This is a genomic window from Stenotrophomonas sp. FR012 (assembly GCF_047520565.2).
Classification (GTDB): Bacteria; Pseudomonadota; Gammaproteobacteria; order Xanthomonadales; family Xanthomonadaceae; genus Stenotrophomonas; species Stenotrophomonas sepilia.
Map to the genome: position 1 here is coordinate 19,683 of NZ_JAXBQL020000008.1, position 20,934 is coordinate 40,616.

Here is a 20,934-nt window from a genome sequence, read left to right on the forward strand (position 1 = left end):
CGATGGGACCCGAACTGGGATGGATGCAATGGCTGATCTGGGGTACCGGTGTCCTGGTGTTCGGTGCCATCATCGTCGGTGTCTTCATCGCCGCATGGCGCGCGGGCAAGCGCCCACCGGAGCAGCTCTCCGCCGCCCGCCACGTGGCCCGTGAGCAGGCCCTTCCGGACAGCGTGCAGGCCGAGCTGGCTGCGTTGAACCAGCGCAAGGACAACGGCCAGCTGAGCGAGATGGAGTACGAGCAGTTGCGCGCCAAGGTGCTGTCGCGCTGACGGGCAATGCCCGGGGTCGGATCCCTTTCCGCAGGAAAGGGCTCTGACCCCTTCGCGGGCGCCATCCACGCGCGGCGTGGATCTACCGCACGCACCCGGCCACCGCCGCCACCTTCGGCACCGCCAACCGGTACACGTCCACGCCACCGGCGCGCGGCGCCTTTGCCGCGCTGCTGGCCACCATCATCTCGCCGGGCCTGGCGTTGTCGATCACCGGCGTGCCGGTCCAGCCGCCGGCCTGGTTGAACGATAGTCCCAGCGGCTGCAGCGCCACACCGCTCCACGCACAGCCGCTGCTCCAGACCTGCGCGGTACTGCCGTGGCCGCGGCTGAACACCACGGCGCCGTCATGGCCCAGCCAGTCGCCGTCGGTCTCGTCGTCGGCGCTGTTCAGCGCGCTCAGTGCGGTGGCCGGGCCACGCAGGCCCTGCGCATCCAGCGTCGCTACGAACAGGTCCCAGCCGGCGCCATGGCCCTGCTGGCGGGCAAACAACAGCTGCTTGCCATCCGCGCTCAGGGCCGGTCCGCGCTCTTCCCGGCGCCCGCCGTCACCGCCCAGCGGCTGCGCTGGGCCCAGCCGGCCATCGGTGGCCAGCGCAGCGCGGTACAGCGCCAGCGCGCCCTCGCGGCCGGCCGCGAACAGCAGCCAGCGGCCATCACGGCTGAAGTAGGGATCACGGGCTTCACCGGCCACGCCGACCGGCAGTGCCTGTGCCTGCTGCCAACGACCGTCGACCACGCGTGCCTCCCAGAGGCCCCAGCCGGCTTCGTCGCGGCGGGCGAAAACGATGCGCTGGCCATCGGCGCTGATCGTGGCGCGACCCTCGTCTGCGCGGGTCGAGACCACGCCCATGCCTTCGATGCCGTACTCGTTCAACGCCATCGCCACGGGGGCAGAGAGTAGACTGGCGGCAAGCACCAGCAGGGGCGGGGTGATGCGCATCATCCGGTTCCATGCACGAACAGAGCATCAGTCTAGCCAGCTTGAGGATTCCATGACCGACCGTTACGCCGTCTTCGGACACCCCGTCGCCCATTCGAAGTCGCCGCAGATCCATGCGTCGTTCGGTCGCCAGGAAGGCATCGCCATCGACTATCGCGCGATCGACCTGGCCCCGGAGGCGTTCCTGGCCGGCCTGGAGGCCTTCGCTGCCGAGGGCGGTGTCGGTGCGAACGTCACCCTGCCGCACAAGGAAACCGCGTTCTCGGTGTGCACCACGCTGACCGCAAGGGCGCGCCGCGCCGGATCGGTCAACACGCTGCTGCGCAAGGGCGACCGTTGGCACGGCGACACCACCGATGGCATCGGCCTGGTGCGCGACCTGACCGACCGCCACGGCCTGGACCTGCGCGGCCGTCGCGTGCTGATGATCGGTGCCGGTGGCTCGGCGCGCAGCGTCGCCCCGGCGCTGCTCGATGCCGGCATCACCGAACTGGTGGTGGTCAACCGCACGCCGGAACGTGCCGACGAGCTGATCGATGCCATGGGCGAACCGGGCCGCGCGATCAGCCGCTACTGGGAGGACCTGCGCGACCTGGGCGACTTTGAACTGATCGTCAACGCCACCTCGGCGGGCCGCGACCGCGATGTCGAGTTCAAGCTGCCGCTGTCGCTGGTCAACTCGATGACCACCGCCGTCGACCTGAACTACGGCGAGGCGGCGATCGCCTTCCTGGCATGGGCACGCGCGGCGAACTGCCGCAACACCGTGGATGGCCTGGGCATGCTGGTCGAACAGGCCGCCGAGAGCTTCCTGCAGTGGCACGGCGTACGCCCGCAGACCGACGAGGTCTACCAGGCGCTGCGCCAGGGCCCGGCTGTGTTGGCCGGCGAGGACTGATCGATGGACGGCACGACCTTGATGGTGACCGTGCTGAGCATGGTCGGTGTGCGCCTGCCGGTGCTGATCGCGCTGTGCGTCGGCCTGGTCTGGGTGGTCGGTGCGCCGCGCGATGCGACCCGCACCGGCGCCCTGGTCGGCCTGCTGCTGTTGCTGTTGACCAGCCTCGGTGGGATGGCGGCGGGCATCCTGCCGATGTGGATGGTCCGCAGTGGTGATTTCAGTGCCGTGTCGAGCCTGAGCGCCATCCTCGGCGTGCTGCATTTCGCGCTGGCAATGGTCGAGGCCATCGGCGTGGTGCTGCTGGTGTGGGCGCTGGTGCGCCTGCTGCGGCTGCGCGGCAACGCGGTGCAGTGACACCGCGGTGACGGCCCAGGGCCGTCGCCAGCAGCGTCCGGCGTGTTCATCCAGCCGCCGGGCGTCGCCGCTGCCCCGTTCAGGTAGCCAGCGGCGGCGGACATGGCCGGCCATGCGACAATGACCGGCCCGATCCAGCCACGGTAATTCCCGGCGTGACCGAAACCGTCGCCGCTCCGCGCACGCTCGATGACCCCTTGAAGGACGCGATCCGCAAGGCGTACACGACGCTGCAGGCCAATACTCCCGGCTTCTCCACCCGCCGCTCGCAGAGCCAGATGATCGGCGTGGTGTCACGCGCGCTGTCGAAGAGCGGCGGCGTTGGCGTGGTCGAGGCGCCGACCGGCGTCGGCAAGAGCCTGGGTTACCTCACTGCGGGCGTACCGATTGCGCTGGCCAGCAAGAAGAAGCTGGTGATCAGCACCGGCACCGTGGCGCTGCAGTCGCAGCTGGTCGAGCGCGATATCCCGAATTTCCTCAAGGCCACCGGCCTGGAAGCAACCGTGGCGCTGGCCAAGGGCCGTACCCGCTACCTGTGCACGCGTAACGCCGCCGAAGCACAGGGCGAGGGCTCGCAGGGCGGCATGTTCGAGGATGATGCACCACTGTTCGACCGGCCGCTGGCGCCGATCGAGATGGACATCGCCAAGCGCCTGACCGATGCCTTCACCGGCGGCAGCTGGGACGGCGATATCGACAATGCGCCGGAGACCATCAGTCCCGGCCTGCGCAGCCGCATCACCACGCCGGCCTCGGGCTGCGCCGGGCGCCGTTGTGCGTATTCGGCGCAGTGCGCGGTGCTGCGTTCACGCAACACCGTGCGCGATGCGCAGATCGTGGTCACCAACCACGCGCTGCTGCTGTCGGCGCTGTCGATCGGCGACAGCGACAACGGCCAGCCGTTGATCGCGCCGCCGTCGGACATGCTGCTGGTGCTGGACGAAGGCCATCACATCGGCAACGTGGCGATCGACCAGGGCGCGGCCAGCCTGGCGCTGGATGAAATGGCCAAGCGCACCGGGCGCCTGCAGATCCTGATTGCCGGTGCCTACCGCGCGGTTGACAAGGACCGCCTCGGCAACCTGCTGCCGACCGAAGCGATCGAGGTCGCCAGCAACGTCGCCAAGCAGCTGCGCGCGTTCCGCGATCACATCGAGCGGGTGTGGATGCCGGCGCCAGCGGATGAGGAGCCGATGTGGCGCGCGGCCAACGGCCGTTTGCCGGAGGCCTGGCGCGAGCCGATCGAGGCACTGGCCGACGAGACCCGCAGCCTCTACAACTGGGCGCATGCCGCTACCGCGCAGGTGGCCAAGGGCAAGCCGGACGACGCCGCGCGCGAGCGCCTGCAGCGCAACCTGGGCATGGCGCTGGAAATGATCGAGCAACAGTACAACCTGTGGCAGGCCTGGCGCCGCGAGGACAAGGACGGCGCGCCGCCGATGGCGCGCTGGGTCACCGCCACCCGCGACGGCGACCTGGTGCTGCACGGCTCGCCGGTATCGGCCGCGCACGTGCTGCGCAAGCTGCTGTGGGATGAGGTGGACTCGGTGGTGATGACCTCGGCGACGCTGACCGGCGGTGGCGATTTCCAGTCGCTGGCGATCGACAACGGCATTCCGGAAGAGGCCGAGATGGTCTCGCTGTCGTCGCCGTTCGACCTGCCCAACCAGGCCGAGCTGATCGTGCCCAGGTTCCCGGTCACCCCCGACGACCGCGAAGGCCATCCCCGCGAAGTGGCGCGCTACCTCGACACCGAGTTGGATTGGGCCAAGGGCTCGATGGTGCTGTTCACCTCGCGCTGGAAGATGGAAAAGGTGGCCGGGCTGATGCCGGCCGCGCGGCGCAAGCAGGTGCTGGTACAGGGCGAGATGTCCAAGACCCGGCTGATCGAAGAGCACCTGCGCCGCGTCGCTGCCGGCGAAGGCTCGGTACTGTTCGGCCTGAACTCGTTCGGCGAAGGCCTCGACCTGCCCGGCGAAGCCTGCACCACGGTGGTGATCACCCAGGTGCCGTTCGCGGTGCCGACCGATCCGCAGACCGCCACCCTCAGCGAATGGTTCGAAGGCCGCGGGCTCAATGCGTTCAACCTGATCGCCATTCCGCACGCGCTGCGCACGTTGACCCAGTTCGCCGGCCGCCTGATCCGCACCTCCACCGACACCGGCCGCGTGATCATCCTCGATTCGCGGCTGCTGACCCGCCGCTACGGCAAGCGCATCATCGACGCGCTGCCGCCGTTCAAGCGCGTGATCGGCTGAGACGGGGTCGGATCCCTTCCGAAGGAAGGGCTCTGACCCGACCACGCCCTCTGTCGCTCAATCGCCCTCCGGATTCCGGCAGGCCTGGTTGCCCATCGCATTGTGGTAATCGCGATCAAAGCAGCGCAGGAAGCCATCGAGCACGTCCAGGTTGGGCGGCCACGGCACATCCACCTTCTGCCCGCCGGCGGTCGTGAAATGATAACGCCCATCCTTCAGCGCCTTGGCAATCTGCTCCGGCGCAGGAATCGCAATCAACCTTGCTCGCGCTTTCTCCAGCGCCGCACGATCACGCTGCAGGAAGGCGATCGTGCCGTCCACGTAGGCGTTCCAGTAACCGGGGTCGGTGGCGGTGGGCTTGTAGGTGCGCTGCATCAGCGCCACCGCCTCCGGGTACTGGCCCGCCTCCGCACGCATCTGGCTTTCATGCCACAGAATCATGGTGTTGCCCGCAGCCTTGGGCAGCACAGCATAGGCGGCGAGCAGATCAGCGGCTTCACGGTGGCAGCCACGGTCGGCCAGCGTGCGCCAGCCACCTTCCAGGTCCTGATCGAACGCATCCGGTTCCATCGCCAGCATCGCTGCACGGTCGTAGCTGCAGTCGGGTGCTTTGGGTGGTTCTGCTGACGTGCCCATGGCAGCGGCCAGTGCAAAGAAAAGCAACATCCTCTCAACCTCCGTGTTGATGACCTCCTGGCCACCATAACGGATCACGACGGGTAGTGCCGGCCGCTGGCCGGCAACCTCAATGATGTGGGACGCGGCGTGCAGATGCCGGCCAGCGGCCGGCACTACCGCGCAGGGATCAATCGCCGAGCAGGGCGGTGTTGCGTACGGCGCCCTTGTCGGCGCTGGTGGCGAGCAGAGCGTAGGCCTTCAACGCGCTGGTGACCTTGCGCGGGCGCGGCGCACGCGGTTTCCAGCCGCGTGCATCGGCCTCGCTGCGGCGCTGGACCAGCGTGGCCTCATCCAGCAACAGGTCGATGCGGCGGGCCGGGATGTCGATGCGGATGCGGTCACCGTCTTCCACAAGCCCGATCGCGCCGCCACTGGCCGCTTCCGGCGAAACGTGGCCGATCGACAACCCCGAGGTGCCACCGGAGAAGCGGCCATCGGTGAGCAGCGCGCACTGCTTGCCCAGTCCCTTCGACTTCAGGTAGCTGGTCGGGTACAGCATCTCCTGCATGCCCGGGCCGCCCTTCGGCCCTTCGTAGCGGATCACCACCACCTCGCCCGGCTGCACCTCGTCGGCGAGGATGCCGGCGACGGCGGCGTCCTGGCTTTCGTAGACGCGTGCGGGGCCTTCGAACACATGGATCGATTCGTCCACGCCGGCGGTTTTCACCACGCAGCCATCGACGGCCAGATTGCCGCGCAGCACAGCCAGGCCACCTTCCAGCGAATACGCATGCTGCAGCGAGCGGATGCAGCCCTCGGCGCGGTCCAGGTCCAGCGCGGGCCAGCGCGTGGCCTGGCTGAAGGCCTCCTGGGTGGGGATGCCGGCCGGGCCGGCCTTGAAGAAGGTATGCAGGGTGTCGTTGTCGCTGCGCGCCACGTCCCAGCGTTCCAGCGCTTCGGCCAGGCTGGCGCTGTGCACGGTCGGCACTGTGGTATCGAGCAGGCCGGCGCGATCCAGTTCACCGAGGATGCCGAACACGCCGCCGGCGCGGTGCACGTCCTCGATGTGGTACTTCGGTGTGTTCGGCGCCACCTTGCACAGCTGCGGGACGCGTCGCGACAGCGCGTCGATGTGGGTCAGGTCGAAGTCGACCTCCGCTTCCTGCGCTGCGGCCAGCAGATGCAGGATGGTGTTGGTGGAGCCGCCCATGGCGATGTCCAGGGTCATCGCGTTGGCGAACGCGGCCTGGGTGGCGATCCCGCGCGGCAGCGCGCTCGGGTCTTCGCCGCCGTACCAGCGATGGCAGAGCTCGACGATCAGGCGGCCGGCGCGGCGGAACAGCGCCTCGCGGTCGGCATGGGTGGCCAGCGTAGTGCCGTTGCCGGGCAGCGACAGGCCCAGCGCTTCGGTCAGGCAGTTCATCGAGTTGGCGGTGAACATGCCCGAGCAGGAGCCGCAGGTGGGGCAGGCGCTGCGTTCAAAGGCCGCGACCTTCTCGTCGGAGGCGCTGTCATCGGCGGCCACCACCATCGCGTCGACCAGGTCCAGCTTGTGCTCGGACAGCTTTGTCTTCCCCGCTTCCATCGGCCCGCCGGAGACGAACACCACCGGGATGTCCAGGCGCAGCGCAGCCATCAGCATGCCGGGGGTGATCTTGTCGCAGTTGCTGATGCACACCAGCGCGTCGGCGCAGTGCGCGTTGACCATGTACTCCACGGCGTCGGCGATGATCTCGCGGCTGGGCAGCGAATACAGCATCCCGTCGTGGCCCATCGCGATGCCGTCGTCCACGGCGATGGTGTTGAATTCCTTGGCGACGCCACCGACCTGTTCGATTTCGCGCGCGACCAGCTGGCCGAGGTCCTTCAGGTGCACGTGGCCGGGCACGAACTGGGTGAAGGAGTTGGCGATGGCAATGATCGGCTTGTGGAAGTCGCCGTCCTTCATGCCGGTGGCACGCCACAGGGCGCGGGCGCCGGCCATGTTGCGGCCGGCGGTGGAGGTGCGGGAACGGTATTCGGGCATGGCTGGCGGAACGGGCGGGCCGTACGACGTGGGGGTCAGCCGATCATGGCCAATTTTTTCGGTTGCTGCTGCAACCACCTTCACCGCTTGCAGCGGCTTGGTGGTCCGCGCATTTCCCCTTATCCCCGCGCCTGCGGCGCGCCCCCTTGAACAACAAGGGGGCTTCTCGCCGGAGACTTGGCTGCGCGCGCCGGGCATAGCGCGGCGCCGCGGGGCGTGTGCCAACCAAGGTTGGCACCTACCAGTGCGGTGTGCCGCCCGGGGTCGGATCCCATCGCAGCGCGATGGGCTCTGACCCCAATGCCGACGAAAATGAAAGGCCGTTCATCTTTCCCGCTTTGCCGATTCCGGTTGTTGGTGAGGATTTGGCATCATTGGGCATTGATCCGTATACAGGGCATGAGGCCATGAAACGTTCCCGCACCACCGCGCTGCTGCTGATGAGCGCTGCGCCGCTGCTGTTCACCGCCTGCCAGAAGGAGCCGGAGGTGAAGGTGCAGGAAGGCCTGTACACCTCGGTCGAGGCCTGCACCGAGGCCACCGGTGATCCGTCGTCGTGCCGCAATGCCTTTGCCGAAGCGCAGAAGCAGGCCGCCGATGCGGCGCCGAAGTACGCCAGCAAGGAAGCCTGCGAGAAGGATTACAAGCCGGAGCAGTGCGTGCAGCAGCACACCTCGGCCGGCACCTCGTTCATCGGCCCGATGATGATGGGCTTCTTCATGTCGCAGATGCTGAGCAACCGCGGCGGCCTCGCCCCGCAGGCGCCGGCGTCGGCACCGGCATACCAGGACAAGAACGCTGGCTGGGCGCGCCCGGCACCGGGCGGCACCGGTGGCCTGAACACCGCCAGCGGCATCGGCGCCGGCAAGGCCGGTCTGGCACCGGTCACCAGCGAACCGAACCGTGCGGTCACTGCCAGCCGTGGTGGCTTCGGCAACACCAGCGCACGCCGCAGCACCAGCGGCAGCTACGGCGGCTGATCGACCCATGCAGCGCATCCGGATTGCCGAGCGTGCCCAGTGGCGGGCACGCGCGGAGGAAGCGGGTTTCCGTTTCCATACCATCGATGGCCAGCCCTACTGGGATGAAAGCGCGTACTACGCGTTCACCCTGCGCCAGATCGAACAGGACATCGAAGACCCCAGTGCCGAGCTGCACCAGATGGCGCTGGACCTGGTCGGTGATGTCATCGGCAGCGAGCGGTTGATGGACCAGCTGGCGATTCCGTCGCATTACCGCGACTGGATCGCCGACAGCTGGCGCCAGCGCCAGCCGCACCTTTACGGCCGCCTGGACCTGGCCTACGACGGCACCGGCCCGGCCAAGCTGTACGAGCTGAACTACGACACGCCGACCTCGCTGTTCGAGGCCAGCTTCTTCCAGTGGCAGTGGCTGGAAGACCAGCGCAACGCCGGCCGCCTGCCGCAGCATGCCGACCAGTTCAATGCGATCCATGAGGCGCTGGTCGAGCGCTTCGGCGAACTGGCCACGCAGCTGCCGCCGCCGTTGTACTTCAGCGCGGTGGGAAGCTCGGAAGAAGACCGTGGCACTGTCGATTACCTGCGCGACTGCGCGTCGCAGGCCGGCCTGCATGGCCAGGCCATCGCGATCGAGGACATCGGCCTGTCCGAGGACGGCCGCTTCACCGCGCTGGATGATTCGGTGATCGGCACGCTGTTCAAGCTGTACCCGCTGGAAGACCTGATGGCCGAAGAGTTCGGCCGCGCGCTGCCCGGTTCGGGCGTGCAGTTGCTGGAACCGGCGTGGAAGGCAGTGCTGAGCAACAAGGGCATCCTGCCGTTGCTGTGGCAGCGCAACGTAGGCCATCCGAACCTGCTGGAGGCGCACTTCGATGAGGGCAGCACGCTGGCCCCGGGCTGGGTGCGCAAGCCGCTGTTCTCGCGCGAAGGTGCCAACATCGAGATGCACCTGGCCGACGGCAGCACCCAGCGCAGCGACGGTCCCTATGACGGCCCGGCGATCATCCAGCGCGCCCATCCGCTGACCCGCTTCGAAGGCGGCTACCCGCTGATCGGCAGCTGGGTGGTGGGTGACCACGCCTGTGGCATCGGCATCCGCGAGGACGACAGCGCGATCACCCGCGACAGTGCGCGGTTCGTGCCGCACGCGATCGTCGACGAGGCGCCGACGCGGATCTACGTCTGATGACGGTGCGGCGTTGGCCTGGCCGGCATGGGCGTGCCACGCCCGCGCCGGGCCGGCATTTCGATGACGGGCGCAGCCTGCAGGCCTTCGCGGACCGCGTCGCGGTGCGTTGCCACCGCTGCGATGCCCCCGGTTGGGTGATCGCCCGCTGGGAACCCTATCGATGGACCGCGCGTTTCCGCTGCACAGCTTGCAGCGCTGCATTGGACAGCGGCGACTGGGTGGGTGCGGTCCGCATTCTGGGCCGCCAGCCCTGTGGATTCTGCGGGCATCAGTGGCTGCATGTGTGTCGGCCGATTCCCGCCGGCATCCCCGCGCCTGCATCCTTCCCCGCCCGATGCGCACAGTGCGGTCGCAGCACCGAGGTCACGGTGTTGACGCGTCCCCTGCGTGACGCCGAGCCTGCCGATCCGCATTTCGGTCTGCCGCTGCGCCTGGTCGAATCGACCCGCGCGGGCCTGCTGTGGGCCTACAACGCCGAACATCTGCAGGCACTGCACGAATACGCGGGCGCGACGCTGCGCGAGGGCCGCGGCCATCATCGATCCATGTTCTCGCGCCTGCCGCAGTGGATGAAGCTGGCCCGCAACCGGGCGCTGCTGCAGCGTGCGGTGGAGCGGTTGCAGCGTCGCTTGCTGCAAGGGTAGTGCCGGCCGCTGGCCGACAGCCGAGCATGGGCTCGGCGCTACAGGAATCAGGCCGTCTGTAGAGCCGAGCCCATGCTCGGCGCCGGTCAATCGCAGGGCTACAGCAACCCTTCGCGCTTCACCGCCAGGTAGCGCTCCACCAGCGCGCCCGGCAGGGCGTCGGCGGTGACGTCCAGCACCATCACCTTCTCGCTGCGCAGCGCTTCGTGCGCCTTCGCGCGCTGCTGCAGGTACAGCGCCGCGGCACCGGCCTGGGTGGCGTCCTCCAGCGTCTGCACGTCCCCCTCCAGTACGCCGTCCAGCTCGCGCTCGCGCAGGCTGGCCACGCACACCAGGTGGCGCCGTTGCAGCAGGCGCACCGCCGCCAGCAGGTCTTCGATGTCTTCATCGCGCACGTTGCTGACCAGCATCACCAGTGCTCGCCGGCGCTGGCGCAGCGACACCTCGGTGGCAGCGGCCAGGTAATCGGTGGCCACCGCGCGTGGCTGCAGGTCGTAGCTGGCGCGCAGCAGGTGCTCGACCGTGCCCATGCCGCGCTGCGGCGCGACCCAGCGGCGTTCGCCACCGGCAGCGAACAGGCCGGCGGCATCGCCCTGGCGCAGCGCCAGGTAGGCCACCACCAGCGAGGCATTCAAGGCATGGTCGAAGTGCGAGAGACCGCCTTCGCTGGCCAGCATGCGCCGGCCACTGTCGAGCATCAGCAGCAACTGCTGGTTCTTCTCGTCCTGGTACTCGCGCGAGATCAGCTTGCGCGCACGCGCGGTGGCCTTCCAGTCCAGCTGGCGCAGGCTGTCGCCGACGCGGTACTCGCGCATCTGGTGGAAGTCGGTGCCTTCACCACGACGGCGCTTCACGTGTGCACCGACCAGCCGCGAGGCCTGGTCGGCACTGAACAACGCAAAGCGCGTGAGCGGCACGAAATTCGGATAGACCCGCACGTCCAGTGCGGGCGGCAGCGTGCGTTGCTGCCACCACAGGCGCCAAGGCGAGCGCATGCGCAGGTGCACGCCTTCGAAGCGGAAGTGCCCACGCTGCAGCGGCTGCAGGTGGTAGTGCAGCGTGGAGGCGCTACTGGCCCGCAGGCGCACGCGCTGTGGCAGCGATTCCAGTGGCCAGCCGCCGGGGACCAGGTCGAACACCTGCACCGTCATCGATTGCTCGGCCTGCAGCCGCAGCGCCGCCTCGCGGCGCACGCCCAGCGCCAGCGCTTCGGGCAGTTCGCGCTGTACCTGCGGCGACGGGCGCTGCGACTGGCGCCACAGGTCGAACAGCGCAGGCAGCGCGATGGCCACGGCGGCCAGCGCCCAGCTCCAGCGCGGCAGCAACCCGCCCAGCACCAGGCCGCCCAGGGCGGCCCAGGCCAGCAGCAGCGCCAGCAGCAGCGGGGCAGGCCTCATCGGCGCGGTGCTTCCACCTTAGCCAGCAGTGCGCCCAGCACGTCGTCGGCGTCCTGGCCTTCGATCTGCAGCTCCGGGGCCAGTGCAATGCGGTGGCGCAGTGCCGGGCGAGCAATGTCGCGCACGTCGTCCGGCGTGACGAAGTCGCGGCCGGCCAGCACCGCCTGCGCACGCGAGGCACGCACCAGCGCGATGCTGCCGCGTGGGCCGGCGCCGACCGCGATGCCTGGCCACTGCCTCGTGGCCGCCACAATCCGCACCGCGTAGTCGATCACTTCGTCATCGACGGTGATCGCCGCGGTCGCACGCTGCAGTTCCAGCAGTTCGCCGGCACCGAGTACGCGTGGCACCTGGCTCAGGTCGAAATCGCTGGCGGCGCGGCCACTGGTGATCGCGGTCACCATGCGCTTCTCGTCCTCCAGCTGCGGGTAGTCGATCAGCACCTTCAGCAGGAAGCGGTCCAGCTGTGCCTCCGGCAGCGGGTAGGTGCCTTCCTGCTCCAGCGGGTTCTGCGTGGCCAGCGCCATGAACGGCGGCGCCAGGGTGAACGCCTTGCCTTCGATGGTCACCTGGCCTTCCTGCATCACTTCCAGCAGTGCCGACTGGGTCTTGGCCGGCGCACGGTTGATCTCGTCGGCCAACAGCAGGTTGGTGAACACCGGGCCACGGCGGATCTTGAAGCTCTCGCTCTTCGGGTCGTACACCGCATGGCCACTGACGTCGCTGGGCATCAGGTCGGGGGTGAACTGCACGCGGCCGTAATCCAGTTCCAGGGCCTGTGCCAGTGCGCGCACCAGCAGGGTCTTGCCCAGCCCGGGCACGCCCTCGATCAGCACGTGGCCACCGGCCAGCAGCGCCACCAGGATCTGGTCCAGTACATCGGCCTGGCCAATGAAGGCGTGGCCGACGGCATCGCGGATGGCATCGACGCGTTCGATCAGGCGGGCGTTGGCGGCCGCCGGCAGCTCGGGTACTTCGGTCATAGCAGGGATCTCATCTGGAGCAGCAAGCGGATGCGCTCGCGCAGGGCGGAGGAATCGTGCGGCGGAGGGGGCGTGAGCGCGCTGGCAACGCGGCCTTGCGGCCAGGACAGCAGTTCGGCGATGGCCTGTTCGCGCGGCGCGCCGTCCAGTGCGGCGGCCACCGGTGCGCGCAGGCGCAGGCGATGCAGGAACAGGGCGAGCACGGCGTCATACAGGCGCGCGCCTTGGCCGAAGCGCAGCAGCAGCTCGCCGCTGGCACGCACGTGTTCCAGCAGCGAGCGGCGTTCCAGCACCGGCGACGGCAGGCGGCTGCCGAAGCGTTGCGAACGGCCCCACAGCCAGCCCAGCAGGGCCAGCAGCAGCGGCGCCCACACCGGCCAGCCCTGGTAGAACAGGCGCGCCCACAGCGATGGCGGGCGGCTGGCGTAGACCAGCCAGAAAGTGCCCTTGCCGTAGTTCGGATCGAGCAGATAGCGGGTCAGGTCGCGGTGCGAGAGATCGTGCAGGCCGTCGCTGGCCTTGCCCGCAGCCGACGCCAGGCGTGCTGCCGGCGAATCCACCTCGCCGCGCATGAACGCCATGTCGGCCAGCACGCTCACCTTGCCCTGCCCGTGGCGCAGTCGCGCGAACACCAGGTTGCGCTCGTTGCCCCAACGCCGTTCGGCGCGTGTACGGGCGGCAAAGCCCAGCGTGAAGCGACGACCACCGCAGAACTCCACATGGCTGGGATCGTCGATGACGTGGAACGGCTGGCAGTCGCTCTGCTGGTACAGGCTGTCCACGCCCAGCTGGTCCAGCAGCGGTCCCTGCGTACTGCTGGCGTCGTCCTCTGCGGGTGGCGGCGTGCGCACCAGCAGATGGCCACCACCATCGACCCAGGCCAGCAGGGCCCTGGCCGCCGGTGCCGGCAGTTCGCTGCTGTCCTGCAGCAGCACCACCGTGTCGCGCGGACCCAGCGCCATCTGCTGCAGGTCCAGCCGCGGCCGCGAGTGCACGTCGATGCCATCGGCACGCAGGGCCTGTCCAAGCACGTACAGCGGGTTGTAGCCAGCTTCGCCCTGCGGCGGCAGCTGCACGGTCTCGGTCACCCGCTCATGCGTGCGCAGGTAGAGGATCGTCAGCGGTACGCCGAGCAGCACCAGCCCGCCCAGCAACAGCGACCAGAACAGGCGCGGGCTCATGCCAGCCACCGGTACTGCTGGCGCAGAGTGTCGGCCAGTGCATCGAAATCGGCGCGGCTGGGCAGGCGGCCACCGTAGGCGGCGTACTGCCACATGCGCACGATGCGCGCGAACAGGTCACGGTCGGTGGCATCGGGCATGCGCCGCGAGGCGCGAAGGCATTGCGCTTCGGTGGCACCGGGCGGAAGCGCGATGCCGCTGCGCTCGCCCACCGTGCGCACGCTGGCGCGGTACAGCAGGGCCAGCGCCTGACGCGGCCGGCCCTGGTCCCACAGCAGGCCGGCCTGGGTGGCCACGTCCGGCGGCAGCACGACCGGCAGCTCCACCTGTTCCTCCACCACCTGCGGTACAGCGTCGGCCTTGCGCCGGCCACTGCCGCGCAGCCACGGCAGCCACAGCCGTGCGGTCAGCAGCAGCACCAGCAGCAGGACGCCCAGCAGGGCCCACAGGCCCCACTCGGCCAGGCGCGCCAGCCAGGCAATGCCGGCCTTGCGGTTGCTGCGCTCGCCCTTGCTGCTGCCGTCGCTCTGCAGCGCCTTGTCTTCCTTCTTTTTTTCCTCGGCCTGTTCGATCGGCTTCCAGCGCGTGACCTGGCGGGTCGGGCGCTGCAGCGGATCTTCATAGGCGCGGTTCACCGCCTGGCGGAAACCGGCGGTGTCCACCGGCGCCGCACCGAAGATCATCGCCGGCGTATTGGCCGGGTCGTTGGCCGCAGTGGCGGGTTCTTCCGCGCTGTCCTCGTCCCCTTCGGCATCGCCGGCCTGCCCAGCGACCGTCTGCGCGTCCTGCGCATGCACTGGCGCGAAGGCCAGCGGCAGGGCAAGGCACAGCAGCAGCGTCAGCGTCGATGCTGCCGGCAGCAGCCGCTCGCGCAGGCGGCGCAGCGCGATCTCCACGTCCCACGCTTCCATCTGCGTACGCCGGTTCAAGTACAGGCCGAAGCCGGCGCCGACATAGAACGGTCCGATCAGCACCGATGCCAGCCAGCACGCCAGGTTGAAGCCCAGTTGCGCCCAGGCAGGCGTGTCCTGGCCGATCATGTCCCATGCGGCACGCCATGATTCGGACATCAGCTCCAGTGGCATGAACATGAACACCGCGCCGATCGCACCGGACACCAGCACCCCTTCAAAGGCCATGCAGGCCACGGTCAGCACGACGGCGGCGCCCGCAGCACCGGCCGCCACGGCGCGGCGGCGTGCACCGCGCTGGGCCGGCGCGTTGCCTTCCAGCAGGTTCACCGGCAGGCACAGGCTGCGCAGCACGCTGAAGCGGCGCCAGCCCAGGTAGCCCCAGAAGCCTGCATTGCCCCAGCTGCGCTGCGCGCGCAGCGCTGCCAGCGCGCCCACCGGCTCACCGAAGATGCCGCGCGACAGGACGTACAGCGGCGCTCGCTCGAACAGTGGCTTGCACCACCACATCGCCAGCCAGGCCCAGCCGAACGCATCCAGCCACCAGCCCAGCGCGTTGAAGATCACGAACAGCGGTGCACTGGCCAGCAGCCAGCTGCCCCATACCGCACGCGCGTGGCGGCGCGACAGGGCGCTGCCCAGCTCCATTGCTTCCCAGCCACTGCGCGCGCGCAGCGCCACGTCCAGGCGGTCAATGCGCATTGCCGCCTCCGCGCCCGCCGCGCCACAGCCACAGCAGCACGCCGGCCCACAGCACGCCGGCCACGCTGAACTTGCCCCACGCCGGCACTTCGGCAATCGACGACCAGAACGCTTCGATGAACGCGGCCACCAGCAGCATGAACGCCACGCCCAGGCACAGCCGGGCCCCGATGCGGCCGCCTTCGACCAGGGCATCCAGGCGGCTGCGCCGGCCGGGGGCCAGCAGTTTCATGCCCAGCTGCAGGCCGGCACCGCCGGCGATCACTATCGCGGTCAGCTCGAACGCACCATGGCCCGCGACGAAGCGCCAGAATGGATCGCCATGGCCGATGTGCTGCAGGTGGCCGGCCACCGAACCGATGATCACGCCGTTGAACAGCAGCACCAGCAGCGTGCCCAGGCCGGCCAGCAGACCACTGGCGAAGGTACGCAGGGCGATGCTGATGTTGTTCAGGATGTAGTGGCCGAACATCATCCAGTCCGTGCCGCTGTCACGCCCGAGGCGCTCGGCCGCTGGATCGTACATGCGCTCCATCTCGGCGATCTGGCGGTTGTCCATCACCATGTGGATCAGGTCCGGGTAGAGCTGCGCCAGCACGAAGCAGGCCACCGCCGGCAGCGCGAACATCGCCAGTGCCACCCACATGCTGCGCGCCTGGCTGCGCACCAGCAGCGGGAAGTCGGCCACCAGGAATTCAAGTGCACCGCGCCAGCGCGTCGGCGGCGTGCGGTACAGCACGCTGTGGCCCTGCTGCATCAACTGCTGCAGGCGCTGCACCAGCTGCGGGCTGTAGCCGCGCTCGCGGGCCAGTGCCAGCTGCTGGCACAGGCGCCGGTAGCGCTGCGGGAAGGCGGCGTCGTCCACTGCCAGCGCGCTGGCCTTGCGCCGCGTGCGGCGCGCAGCACCAGCACGCAGCAGCAGCCAGTGTTCCAGGTCCTGCCATTCCTGCTGGTAGCGGGCGACGAACTGCTCCTGCTTCATCGCCGCCCCAACAGCCAGTTGGCCATGGCATACAAGCGCAGTACGCCGACCTGGCCGTGGGTGCCGGTCAGCGGTTCGGCGATGCCGGCCAGTTCCTGCTGGCGGGCCGCCGACAGCCGTGGCGCGCGCTCGGCGAAGGCCATCAGCGCGGCCTGCTCTTCCGGTCGCAGCGGCTGCGGCGGGGCCAGCACGCTGTCGATGGTGGGCGGAGGCGGCAGGTACAGCACGGGCGCATGCACCACCACGGTGCCGGCCACCAGATCGCCCAGGCGACGGCCATGGGGATCGAACAGGCTGCTGATCAGGCCCAGTGCATAGCCGAACGGCAGCATGTCCACGGTGCGCAGCAGGTTGCGGGTGATGGCAGGCATCCAGCCTACCGGCGCGCCATCGCGCGCAAGCACGCGCAGGCCCAGCGCGCGCTTGCCGAGGGTACGGCCCCACAGCGCTTCGCAGACGATCGGGTAGGCCCAGTACACCAGGAACATCAGCACCAGGCCGAGCCCGGAGCCGAACGAATCCAGCAGTGCCAGTGGAATCGACATCACCACCAGTACCGCGATGCGCACGCCCAGATCCACCAGCCACGCCATCGCCCGTGGCACCGGGCCGGCTGCCGGCAGCTGCAGCGGCACACCCTCCGGCGTCACCACCTCGCGGTAGGTATCGAGCATCGGTGCGGCCATCAGTGCGATGGCCTTCGTTGTGGGCGCCGGAGTCCTCTCCGGCAGGCAGCCACAGGCATGGGGGTCTCGACAGGTCCTGGTCGGGCCCAGACTTTAGCAGAGCCGCATGGCGGCGTTGGCTGCTCAGCCCAGGTATTCGTCCTTCAGCCGCACGTAGTGGTCGGCCGAGTAGTGCAGCGACTCGATCTCCTTGTCGCTCAGCGTGCGCGCCGGGCGGGCCGGATTGCCCACCCACAGCTCGCCTTCGCCAACCACCTTGCCCGGGCCGACCACCGCACCGGCGCCGACGAAGCCATGGCGCTCGACGCACGCACCGTCGAGGATGCAGGCGCCCATGCCGATCAGGCTGTAGTCGCCGATCGTGCAGGCATGGATGATGCAGCCGTGGCCGACGGTCACGCCTTCGCCGATCAGGGTCGGGTAGCCGGCCTTGTTGTAGGGGCTGTGGTGGCTGACGTGGATGATCGTGCCGTCCTGCACATTGGTGCGCGCCCCGATGCGCACGTAGTTGACGTCGCCGCGGATGACCGTGCCCGGCCACACTGATACGTCCTCGGCCAGCTCCACGTCACCGATGACGGTGCAGGCCGGGTCGATGTACACGCGCTCGCCGAGGATGGGCATCTTGTCGCGGAAGGGGCGCAGCGGGTTCATCGGTGTCTCCGGAAATCAGGGCGTTCGCGACGATGATACGCGTGCGTCCGCTGGGGAAGGTACCGCCCTGGGGCCGCGCGGATACACAGTAGATCCACGCCATGCGTGGATGGTGATCTCGGTGCCGACCAAGGTCGGCAGCTACCAGAAACGGGTGCAACCGCTCAGGACGGCGCGTGCTCGGCCAGCATCCGCCGGAACAGCACGTCCAGCCAGGCGCTGTCGCCCTGTCCGGCCGGCAGCTGCGGGGCCTGCGCCGCGCGAACGGCCATCGCATGGTCAATGTACTCGCTGATGAGCGCGATGCGCGGACGAGCGCTGACCTCGGCGCTGGCGCGCTTGACCACCAGCAATGCGTCGATGGCGTGGCGCACCGGGCCGTCCGGCAGCAACCGGTCCAGCAGATCCTCGAAGGCCATCGGCGGCGGCGTGGGCTCGCTCTCGATCCACTGGCAGGCAAGCAGGGCGCGCAGCACATACAGGTACTTCTTGGTGCTGATGGTGGGCTCACCCAGGTGGCGGCTGTGTGTGGTCCTGGCCATGCTCATGTAGTGCCACCAGCTGCCCAAGGGTGAGTAGAAGCGTTGGGCCGCTTCCCACAGCAGTGCCACCGCAGCGTCATCCTGCCGGTACACGATCGGCGAACGCAGCCATTCGATCAGTGTCGGATTGGATTTTGAGACCAGCCGCAGTGCCTTGCGCAGGTCCCAGCCGCTGACATCGAGCTCATCGTCGATCGGCAGCTCGATCACATCGCGCTGCGCATCGCCCGGGCCGGTGCTCTCGTTGACGCTGAGATACCACGGCTGGCGATGCACGTAGATGAAGCGTGCATCGTAGTCGCTGTCCGGCGAAGAGAAGCCCCAGCCACGGCTGCCGGATTCGCAGGCCAGCAGCACACGCACATTGTGGCGCTGTTCGATGTCGGCGAGGCTGGAAAGAATGGCGGCGCGCTTGTCCGGCGCGATCGGGTGGATGTCGTCCATGCAGTTGTGTTCTTAATGTCGAGCGTTCTCGACTGTAGCGCAGGTCTGCATCGCTGCGCTCGCCGGGCATGGCCCGGCGCTACCAGAGGGTGACGTTCGTCGACGAGGCATGACGGGGTAGCGCCGGGCCAAGCCCGGCGAACGCGATCACGGCTCGTAGCTGTAGCCCATGCCATACACCGAACGGATCGGTTCGCCTTCCATGCCGGCGTCAGCCAGCTTGCGGCGCAGGTTGCGCACGTGGCTGTCGACGGTGCGGTCGACCACCACGCGGTGGTCCAGATAGAGGCGGTCGAGCAGCTCGTCGCGCGCCCAGATCCGGCCCGGCGTGGCCAGCAGCGTGCGCAGCAGGCGGTATTCGACCGGGGTCAGGTCCAGGCCCTTGCCGTTCCAGGTAGCGCGGGCTGCCGGTTCGTCGATATGCAGCCCGCTGTTGGCCCGCGCAACGGGGTCCGGGCGGTAGCGGCGCAGCACCGCCATCACCCGTGCGACCACTTCGCGCGGACTGAACGGCTTGCAGATGTAGTCGTCGGCACCGATGTCCAGGCCCAGCAGGCGGTCGATCTCTTCCACCCGTGCGGTGACCATGATCACCGGTACATCGCTGCTGGCGCGCAGTTCGCGGCACAGGTCCACGCCATCGCGCTGCGGCAGCATCAGGTCCAGCAGCACCAGGTCGGGCTGGTAGCGCGCGAATGCGTCGATCACCTGGCCGCCATCGTCCACCCATTCGCTGGTCATCCCGGCGGCGGCCAGGTAGTCGCGCAGCACCGAGGCCAGGCGTGGCTCATCCTCGACGATCAGGATCTTCGCGGACGCGGCGGGGGACGGGCTCATGCAGGCTCCGGCAGGGTAATGACCACGCGCAGCCCGCCCAGCGGCGATGGCTCGGCGTGGATGAGGCCGTGGTGGGCGAGGATGATGTTGTGGCTGATGGCCAGGCCCAGCCCGCTGCCGCCGCTGGCCCGGTTGCGCGAACTCTCCACCCGGTAGAAGCGCTCGAACAGCAGCGCGCATTTGTCGGCCGGCACGCCTGGCGCGGTGTCTTCCACGATCAGCTGCACGCCGGCAGGCACGCGCGCTGCCTGCACGCGTACGCGGCCCCCGGCGTGGGTGTAGCGCAATGCGTTTTCCAGCAGATTGGCCAGCACCTGCTGCAGGCGTCGTTCGTCACCGGATACCTGCAGCGGTGTGGCGGGCAGGTTCTCCTCCAGTGCCAGCCCCGCCGTGGAGAAGCGCACGCGCATGCCATTGAGCTCGCTGCTCAGCAGCGCCGCCAGGTCCAGCGGTGCGAAGCGGTAGGCCAGGCCGCCGGACTGGGTCATCGACAGGTCGTGCAGGTCGTCGATCAACTTGCCCAGTTGGCGGATCTCGCCCTGCAGGGCACCGAGGTTGGCGCGGTCCAGCGGGCGGATGCCGTCCTCGATGGCTTCCAGTTCGGCACGAACCACCGCCAGCGGCGTGCGCAGTTCGTGCGAGATATCGGCGATGAAGGCACGGCGGTTGCGCTCGGTGTCGTCCAGCGCCTGCGCCATCCGGTTGAAGTCGTTGACCAGTGCATCCAGCTCGTCATCGCTGGTGCGCTCGATGCGGGTGGCGTAGTCGCCAGCGGCGAGCCGGTGGGTGGCCGCCGCCAGTTTGGCAAGGCGCTGGCGCAGCGCGCGCGATACCAGCCAGGCCAGCAGCACCGTCACCAGCAGCAGCGCGATGCCGATCACCCACCACGCACGCATCTGGGTGTTGTAGAAATTCAGGTCGTTGGTGGCGATGACGGTCTGGAACGGCACCATGCCCAGCCAGCCGACCGTGTGCCCGTCCACCTGCACGGCGTGCGGCTCGTCGTCGCTGGTGGCGTCCGGGTTGCCGGCTACGAACCGATGCTGTGCATCGAACAGGCCCAGGCGGGAGGGAACGCCGGTCTGGTCGGACAGCGGTGGCACGGGCCCCTCGTGCCCATGGGCCAGATCCGGGCGCAGCAGCCGCGCCCAGCGGTCACTGTCGCCGCGCAGGTGCTCCCAGCCGCCGTGCGCACTGTACTCGCGCTGCAGGTGCGGCATCACGCGCTGCATGCGCAGGTCGCCCTGGTCATTGAGGTAGTCCAGGAAGCCGGTCTGGAACGCCACGCGGCTGGCAATACCGTTCACTGCCAGCACCAGCAGGCAGGCGGTGAAGATCGCGAGGAAGGTCTTCGCGGTCAGGCCGAATTTGAGTCGAATCTTCGCCATCGCGGGGCCATTAGCGGCGCATGCGGCGCCGAAAGCAAGCGC

At 68.9% G+C, this 20,934-nt stretch carries 20 protein-coding genes; 7 read left to right on the plus strand and 13 right to left on the minus strand.

All coding sequences use genetic code 11. The features are described 5' to 3' along the window. Positions 1–2: 2 nt before the first annotated feature. Positions 3–272 carry a hypothetical protein gene (locus ACM0O9_RS14015; protein ID WP_005420179.1) on the plus strand — a complete coding sequence of 90 codons (270 nt, stop codon included), beginning with the start codon at positions 3–5 and terminating at the stop codon, positions 270–272. Between the two features lie 82 nt (positions 273–354). Here the strand turns inward: ACM0O9_RS14015 and ACM0O9_RS14020 are convergent, their stop codons facing one another. Next, positions 355–1,218 carry a TolB family protein gene (locus tag ACM0O9_RS14020; protein WP_065185881.1) on the minus strand — a complete coding sequence of 288 codons (864 nt, stop codon included), beginning with the start codon at positions 1,216–1,218 and terminating at the stop codon, positions 355–357. Between the two features lie 49 nt (positions 1,219–1,267). Here ACM0O9_RS14020 and aroE point away from each other — a divergent pair, with 49 nt between their 5' ends. The 3 genes from aroE to dinG all read left to right on the plus strand — a co-directional run bounded on the left by aroE (position 1,268) and on the right by dinG (position 4,728). Next, positions 1,268–2,113, plus strand: coding sequence for a shikimate dehydrogenase (gene aroE / locus ACM0O9_RS14025; RefSeq protein WP_005420177.1), 846 nt, complete (start codon positions 1,268–1,270; stop codon positions 2,111–2,113). Between the two features lie 3 nt (positions 2,114–2,116). Next, positions 2,117–2,470 (plus strand): hypothetical protein, encoded by a 354-nt coding sequence (locus ACM0O9_RS14030; RefSeq protein WP_005420176.1) that lies wholly within the window; start codon positions 2,117–2,119, stop codon positions 2,468–2,470. Between the two features lie 155 nt (positions 2,471–2,625). Beyond that, the gene (gene dinG / locus ACM0O9_RS14035) at positions 2,626–4,728 is read left to right on the plus strand and encodes an ATP-dependent DNA helicase DinG (RefSeq protein WP_235648991.1); all 2,103 of its coding nucleotides are present in this window, start codon (positions 2,626–2,628) and stop codon (positions 4,726–4,728) included. Positions 4,729–4,785: 57 nt separating this feature from the next. Here the strand turns inward: dinG and ACM0O9_RS14040 are convergent, their stop codons facing one another. Together ACM0O9_RS14040 and ilvD are read right to left on the minus strand one after the other, a co-directional pair. Beyond that, positions 4,786–5,394 carry a hypothetical protein gene (locus tag ACM0O9_RS14040; RefSeq protein WP_058979311.1) on the minus strand — a complete coding sequence of 203 codons (609 nt, stop codon included), beginning with the start codon at positions 5,392–5,394 and terminating at the stop codon, positions 4,786–4,788. 139 nt (positions 5,395–5,533) lie between these two features. Continuing rightward, complete coding sequence (ilvD, locus tag ACM0O9_RS14045) at positions 5,534–7,372, minus strand: dihydroxy-acid dehydratase (RefSeq protein WP_065185880.1); 1,839 nt, start codon at positions 7,370–7,372, stop codon at positions 5,534–5,536. Between the two features lie 407 nt (positions 7,373–7,779). On the opposite strand from ilvD, the gene ACM0O9_RS14050 reads away from it, so the two are divergent. Genes ACM0O9_RS14050 through ACM0O9_RS14060 form a run of 3 tightly spaced genes read left to right on the plus strand, consistent with a single transcriptional unit; the run spans position 7,780 to position 10,185 of the window. Then, complete coding sequence (locus ACM0O9_RS14050) at positions 7,780–8,352, plus strand: DUF1190 domain-containing protein (RefSeq protein ID WP_005420172.1); 573 nt, start codon at positions 7,780–7,782, stop codon at positions 8,350–8,352. 7 nt (positions 8,353–8,359) lie between these two features. Then, complete coding sequence (locus ACM0O9_RS14055; protein ID WP_065185879.1) at positions 8,360–9,538, plus strand: glutathionylspermidine synthase family protein; 1,179 nt, start codon at positions 8,360–8,362, stop codon at positions 9,536–9,538. Then, positions 9,538–10,185 carry a hypothetical protein gene (locus ACM0O9_RS14060; RefSeq protein ID WP_005420170.1) on the plus strand — a complete coding sequence of 216 codons (648 nt, stop codon included), beginning with the start codon at positions 9,538–9,540 and terminating at the stop codon, positions 10,183–10,185. Before ACM0O9_RS14055 ends, ACM0O9_RS14060 begins: the two co-directional genes overlap by 1 nt. Before the next feature lie 98 nt (positions 10,186–10,283). Here ACM0O9_RS14060 and ACM0O9_RS14065 read toward each other — a convergent pair whose 3' ends face one another. The 10 genes from ACM0O9_RS14065 to baeS form a co-directional block, all read right to left on the minus strand. After that, positions 10,284–11,582: a DUF58 domain-containing protein gene (locus ACM0O9_RS14065; RefSeq protein ID WP_005420169.1), complete on the minus strand. Its 1,299-nt coding sequence runs from the start codon at positions 11,580–11,582 to the stop codon at positions 10,284–10,286. Beyond that, positions 11,579–12,565 (minus strand): AAA family ATPase, encoded by a 987-nt coding sequence (locus ACM0O9_RS14070; RefSeq protein WP_005411535.1) that lies wholly within the window; start codon positions 12,563–12,565, stop codon positions 11,579–11,581. Before ACM0O9_RS14070 ends, ACM0O9_RS14065 begins: the two co-directional genes overlap by 4 nt. Beyond that, positions 12,562–13,746, minus strand: a complete 1,185-nt coding sequence (locus ACM0O9_RS14075; protein WP_235648992.1) for a DUF4350 domain-containing protein — start codon at positions 13,744–13,746, stop codon at positions 12,562–12,564. The genes ACM0O9_RS14070 and ACM0O9_RS14075 overlap by 4 nt, the downstream gene beginning before the upstream one ends. After that, positions 13,743–15,359, minus strand: a complete 1,617-nt coding sequence (locus ACM0O9_RS14080) for a DUF4129 domain-containing protein (protein ID WP_171956210.1) — start codon at positions 15,357–15,359, stop codon at positions 13,743–13,745. Before ACM0O9_RS14080 ends, ACM0O9_RS14075 begins: the two co-directional genes overlap by 4 nt. Beyond that, positions 15,349–16,341: a stage II sporulation protein M gene (locus tag ACM0O9_RS14085; RefSeq protein WP_065177881.1), complete on the minus strand. Its 993-nt coding sequence runs from the start codon at positions 16,339–16,341 to the stop codon at positions 15,349–15,351. The genes ACM0O9_RS14080 and ACM0O9_RS14085 overlap by 11 nt, the downstream gene beginning before the upstream one ends. Continuing rightward, the gene (locus tag ACM0O9_RS14090) at positions 16,338–17,027 is read right to left on the minus strand and encodes an RDD family protein (protein WP_005420157.1); all 690 of its coding nucleotides are present in this window, start codon (positions 17,025–17,027) and stop codon (positions 16,338–16,340) included. The genes ACM0O9_RS14085 and ACM0O9_RS14090 overlap by 4 nt, the downstream gene beginning before the upstream one ends. Positions 17,028–17,150: 123 nt before the next feature. Continuing rightward, on the minus strand, positions 17,151–17,681 hold the full coding sequence (locus ACM0O9_RS14095; RefSeq protein WP_065185876.1) for a gamma carbonic anhydrase family protein: 531 nt from the start codon (positions 17,679–17,681) through the stop codon (positions 17,151–17,153). 164 nt (positions 17,682–17,845) lie between these two features. Beyond that, a complete protein-coding gene (locus ACM0O9_RS14100) occupies positions 17,846–18,667 on the minus strand; it encodes a nucleotidyltransferase domain-containing protein (RefSeq protein WP_005420149.1) in 822 nt (273 codons plus the stop codon). Positions 18,668–18,814: 147 nt separating this feature from the next. Further along, on the minus strand, positions 18,815–19,504 hold the full coding sequence (locus ACM0O9_RS14105; protein ID WP_065177883.1) for a response regulator: 690 nt from the start codon (positions 19,502–19,504) through the stop codon (positions 18,815–18,817). Beyond that, entirely contained in the window at positions 19,501–20,892 is a 1,392-nt protein-coding gene (gene baeS / locus ACM0O9_RS14110; protein WP_065185875.1) for a sensor histidine kinase efflux regulator BaeS, read from the minus strand. The genes ACM0O9_RS14105 and baeS overlap by 4 nt, the downstream gene beginning before the upstream one ends. Positions 20,893–20,934: the final 42 nt, after the last annotated feature.

Bases quoted from the DNA above. Each gene is read 5' to 3' on its own strand.
- ACM0O9_RS14070 (WP_005411535.1), bottom strand. From the start codon at position 12,565: ATGACCGAAGTACCCGAGCTGCCGGCGGCCGCCAACGCCCGCCTGATC.
- ACM0O9_RS14060 (WP_005420170.1), top strand. From the start codon at position 9,538: ATGACGGTGCGGCGTTGGCCTGGCCGGCATGGGCGTGCCACGCCCGCG.
- ilvD (WP_065185880.1), bottom strand. From the start codon at position 7,372: ATGCCCGAATACCGTTCCCGCACCTCCACCGCCGGCCGCAACATGGCC.
- ACM0O9_RS14105 (WP_065177883.1), bottom strand. From the start codon at position 19,504: ATGAGCCCGTCCCCCGCCGCGTCCGCGAAGATCCTGATCGTCGAGGAT.
- ACM0O9_RS14015 (WP_005420179.1), top strand. From the start codon at position 3: ATGGGACCCGAACTGGGATGGATGCAATGGCTGATCTGGGGTACCGGT.
- ACM0O9_RS14040 (WP_058979311.1), bottom strand. From the start codon at position 5,394: ATGTTGCTTTTCTTTGCACTGGCCGCTGCCATGGGCACGTCAGCAGAA.
- ACM0O9_RS14065 (WP_005420169.1), bottom strand. From the start codon at position 11,582: ATGAGGCCTGCCCCGCTGCTGCTGGCGCTGCTGCTGGCCTGGGCCGCC.
- ACM0O9_RS14075 (WP_235648992.1), bottom strand. From the start codon at position 13,746: ATGAGCCCGCGCCTGTTCTGGTCGCTGTTGCTGGGCGGGCTGGTGCTG.
- ACM0O9_RS14030 (WP_005420176.1), top strand. From the start codon at position 2,117: ATGGACGGCACGACCTTGATGGTGACCGTGCTGAGCATGGTCGGTGTG.
- ACM0O9_RS14050 (WP_005420172.1), top strand. From the start codon at position 7,780: ATGAAACGTTCCCGCACCACCGCGCTGCTGCTGATGAGCGCTGCGCCG.
- ACM0O9_RS14090 (WP_005420157.1), bottom strand. From the start codon at position 17,027: ATGGCCGCACCGATGCTCGATACCTACCGCGAGGTGGTGACGCCGGAG.
- ACM0O9_RS14085 (WP_065177881.1), bottom strand. From the start codon at position 16,341: ATGAAGCAGGAGCAGTTCGTCGCCCGCTACCAGCAGGAATGGCAGGAC.
- ACM0O9_RS14095 (WP_065185876.1), bottom strand. From the start codon at position 17,681: ATGAACCCGCTGCGCCCCTTCCGCGACAAGATGCCCATCCTCGGCGAG.
- ACM0O9_RS14100 (WP_005420149.1), bottom strand. From the start codon at position 18,667: ATGGACGACATCCACCCGATCGCGCCGGACAAGCGCGCCGCCATTCTT.
- baeS (WP_065185875.1), bottom strand. From the start codon at position 20,892: ATGGCGAAGATTCGACTCAAATTCGGCCTGACCGCGAAGACCTTCCTC.
- ACM0O9_RS14020 (WP_065185881.1), bottom strand. From the start codon at position 1,218: ATGATGCGCATCACCCCGCCCCTGCTGGTGCTTGCCGCCAGTCTACTC.
- ACM0O9_RS14055 (WP_065185879.1), top strand. From the start codon at position 8,360: ATGCAGCGCATCCGGATTGCCGAGCGTGCCCAGTGGCGGGCACGCGCG.
- aroE (WP_005420177.1), top strand. From the start codon at position 1,268: ATGACCGACCGTTACGCCGTCTTCGGACACCCCGTCGCCCATTCGAAG.
- ACM0O9_RS14080 (WP_171956210.1), bottom strand. From the start codon at position 15,359: ATGCGCATTGACCGCCTGGACGTGGCGCTGCGCGCGCGCAGTGGCTGG.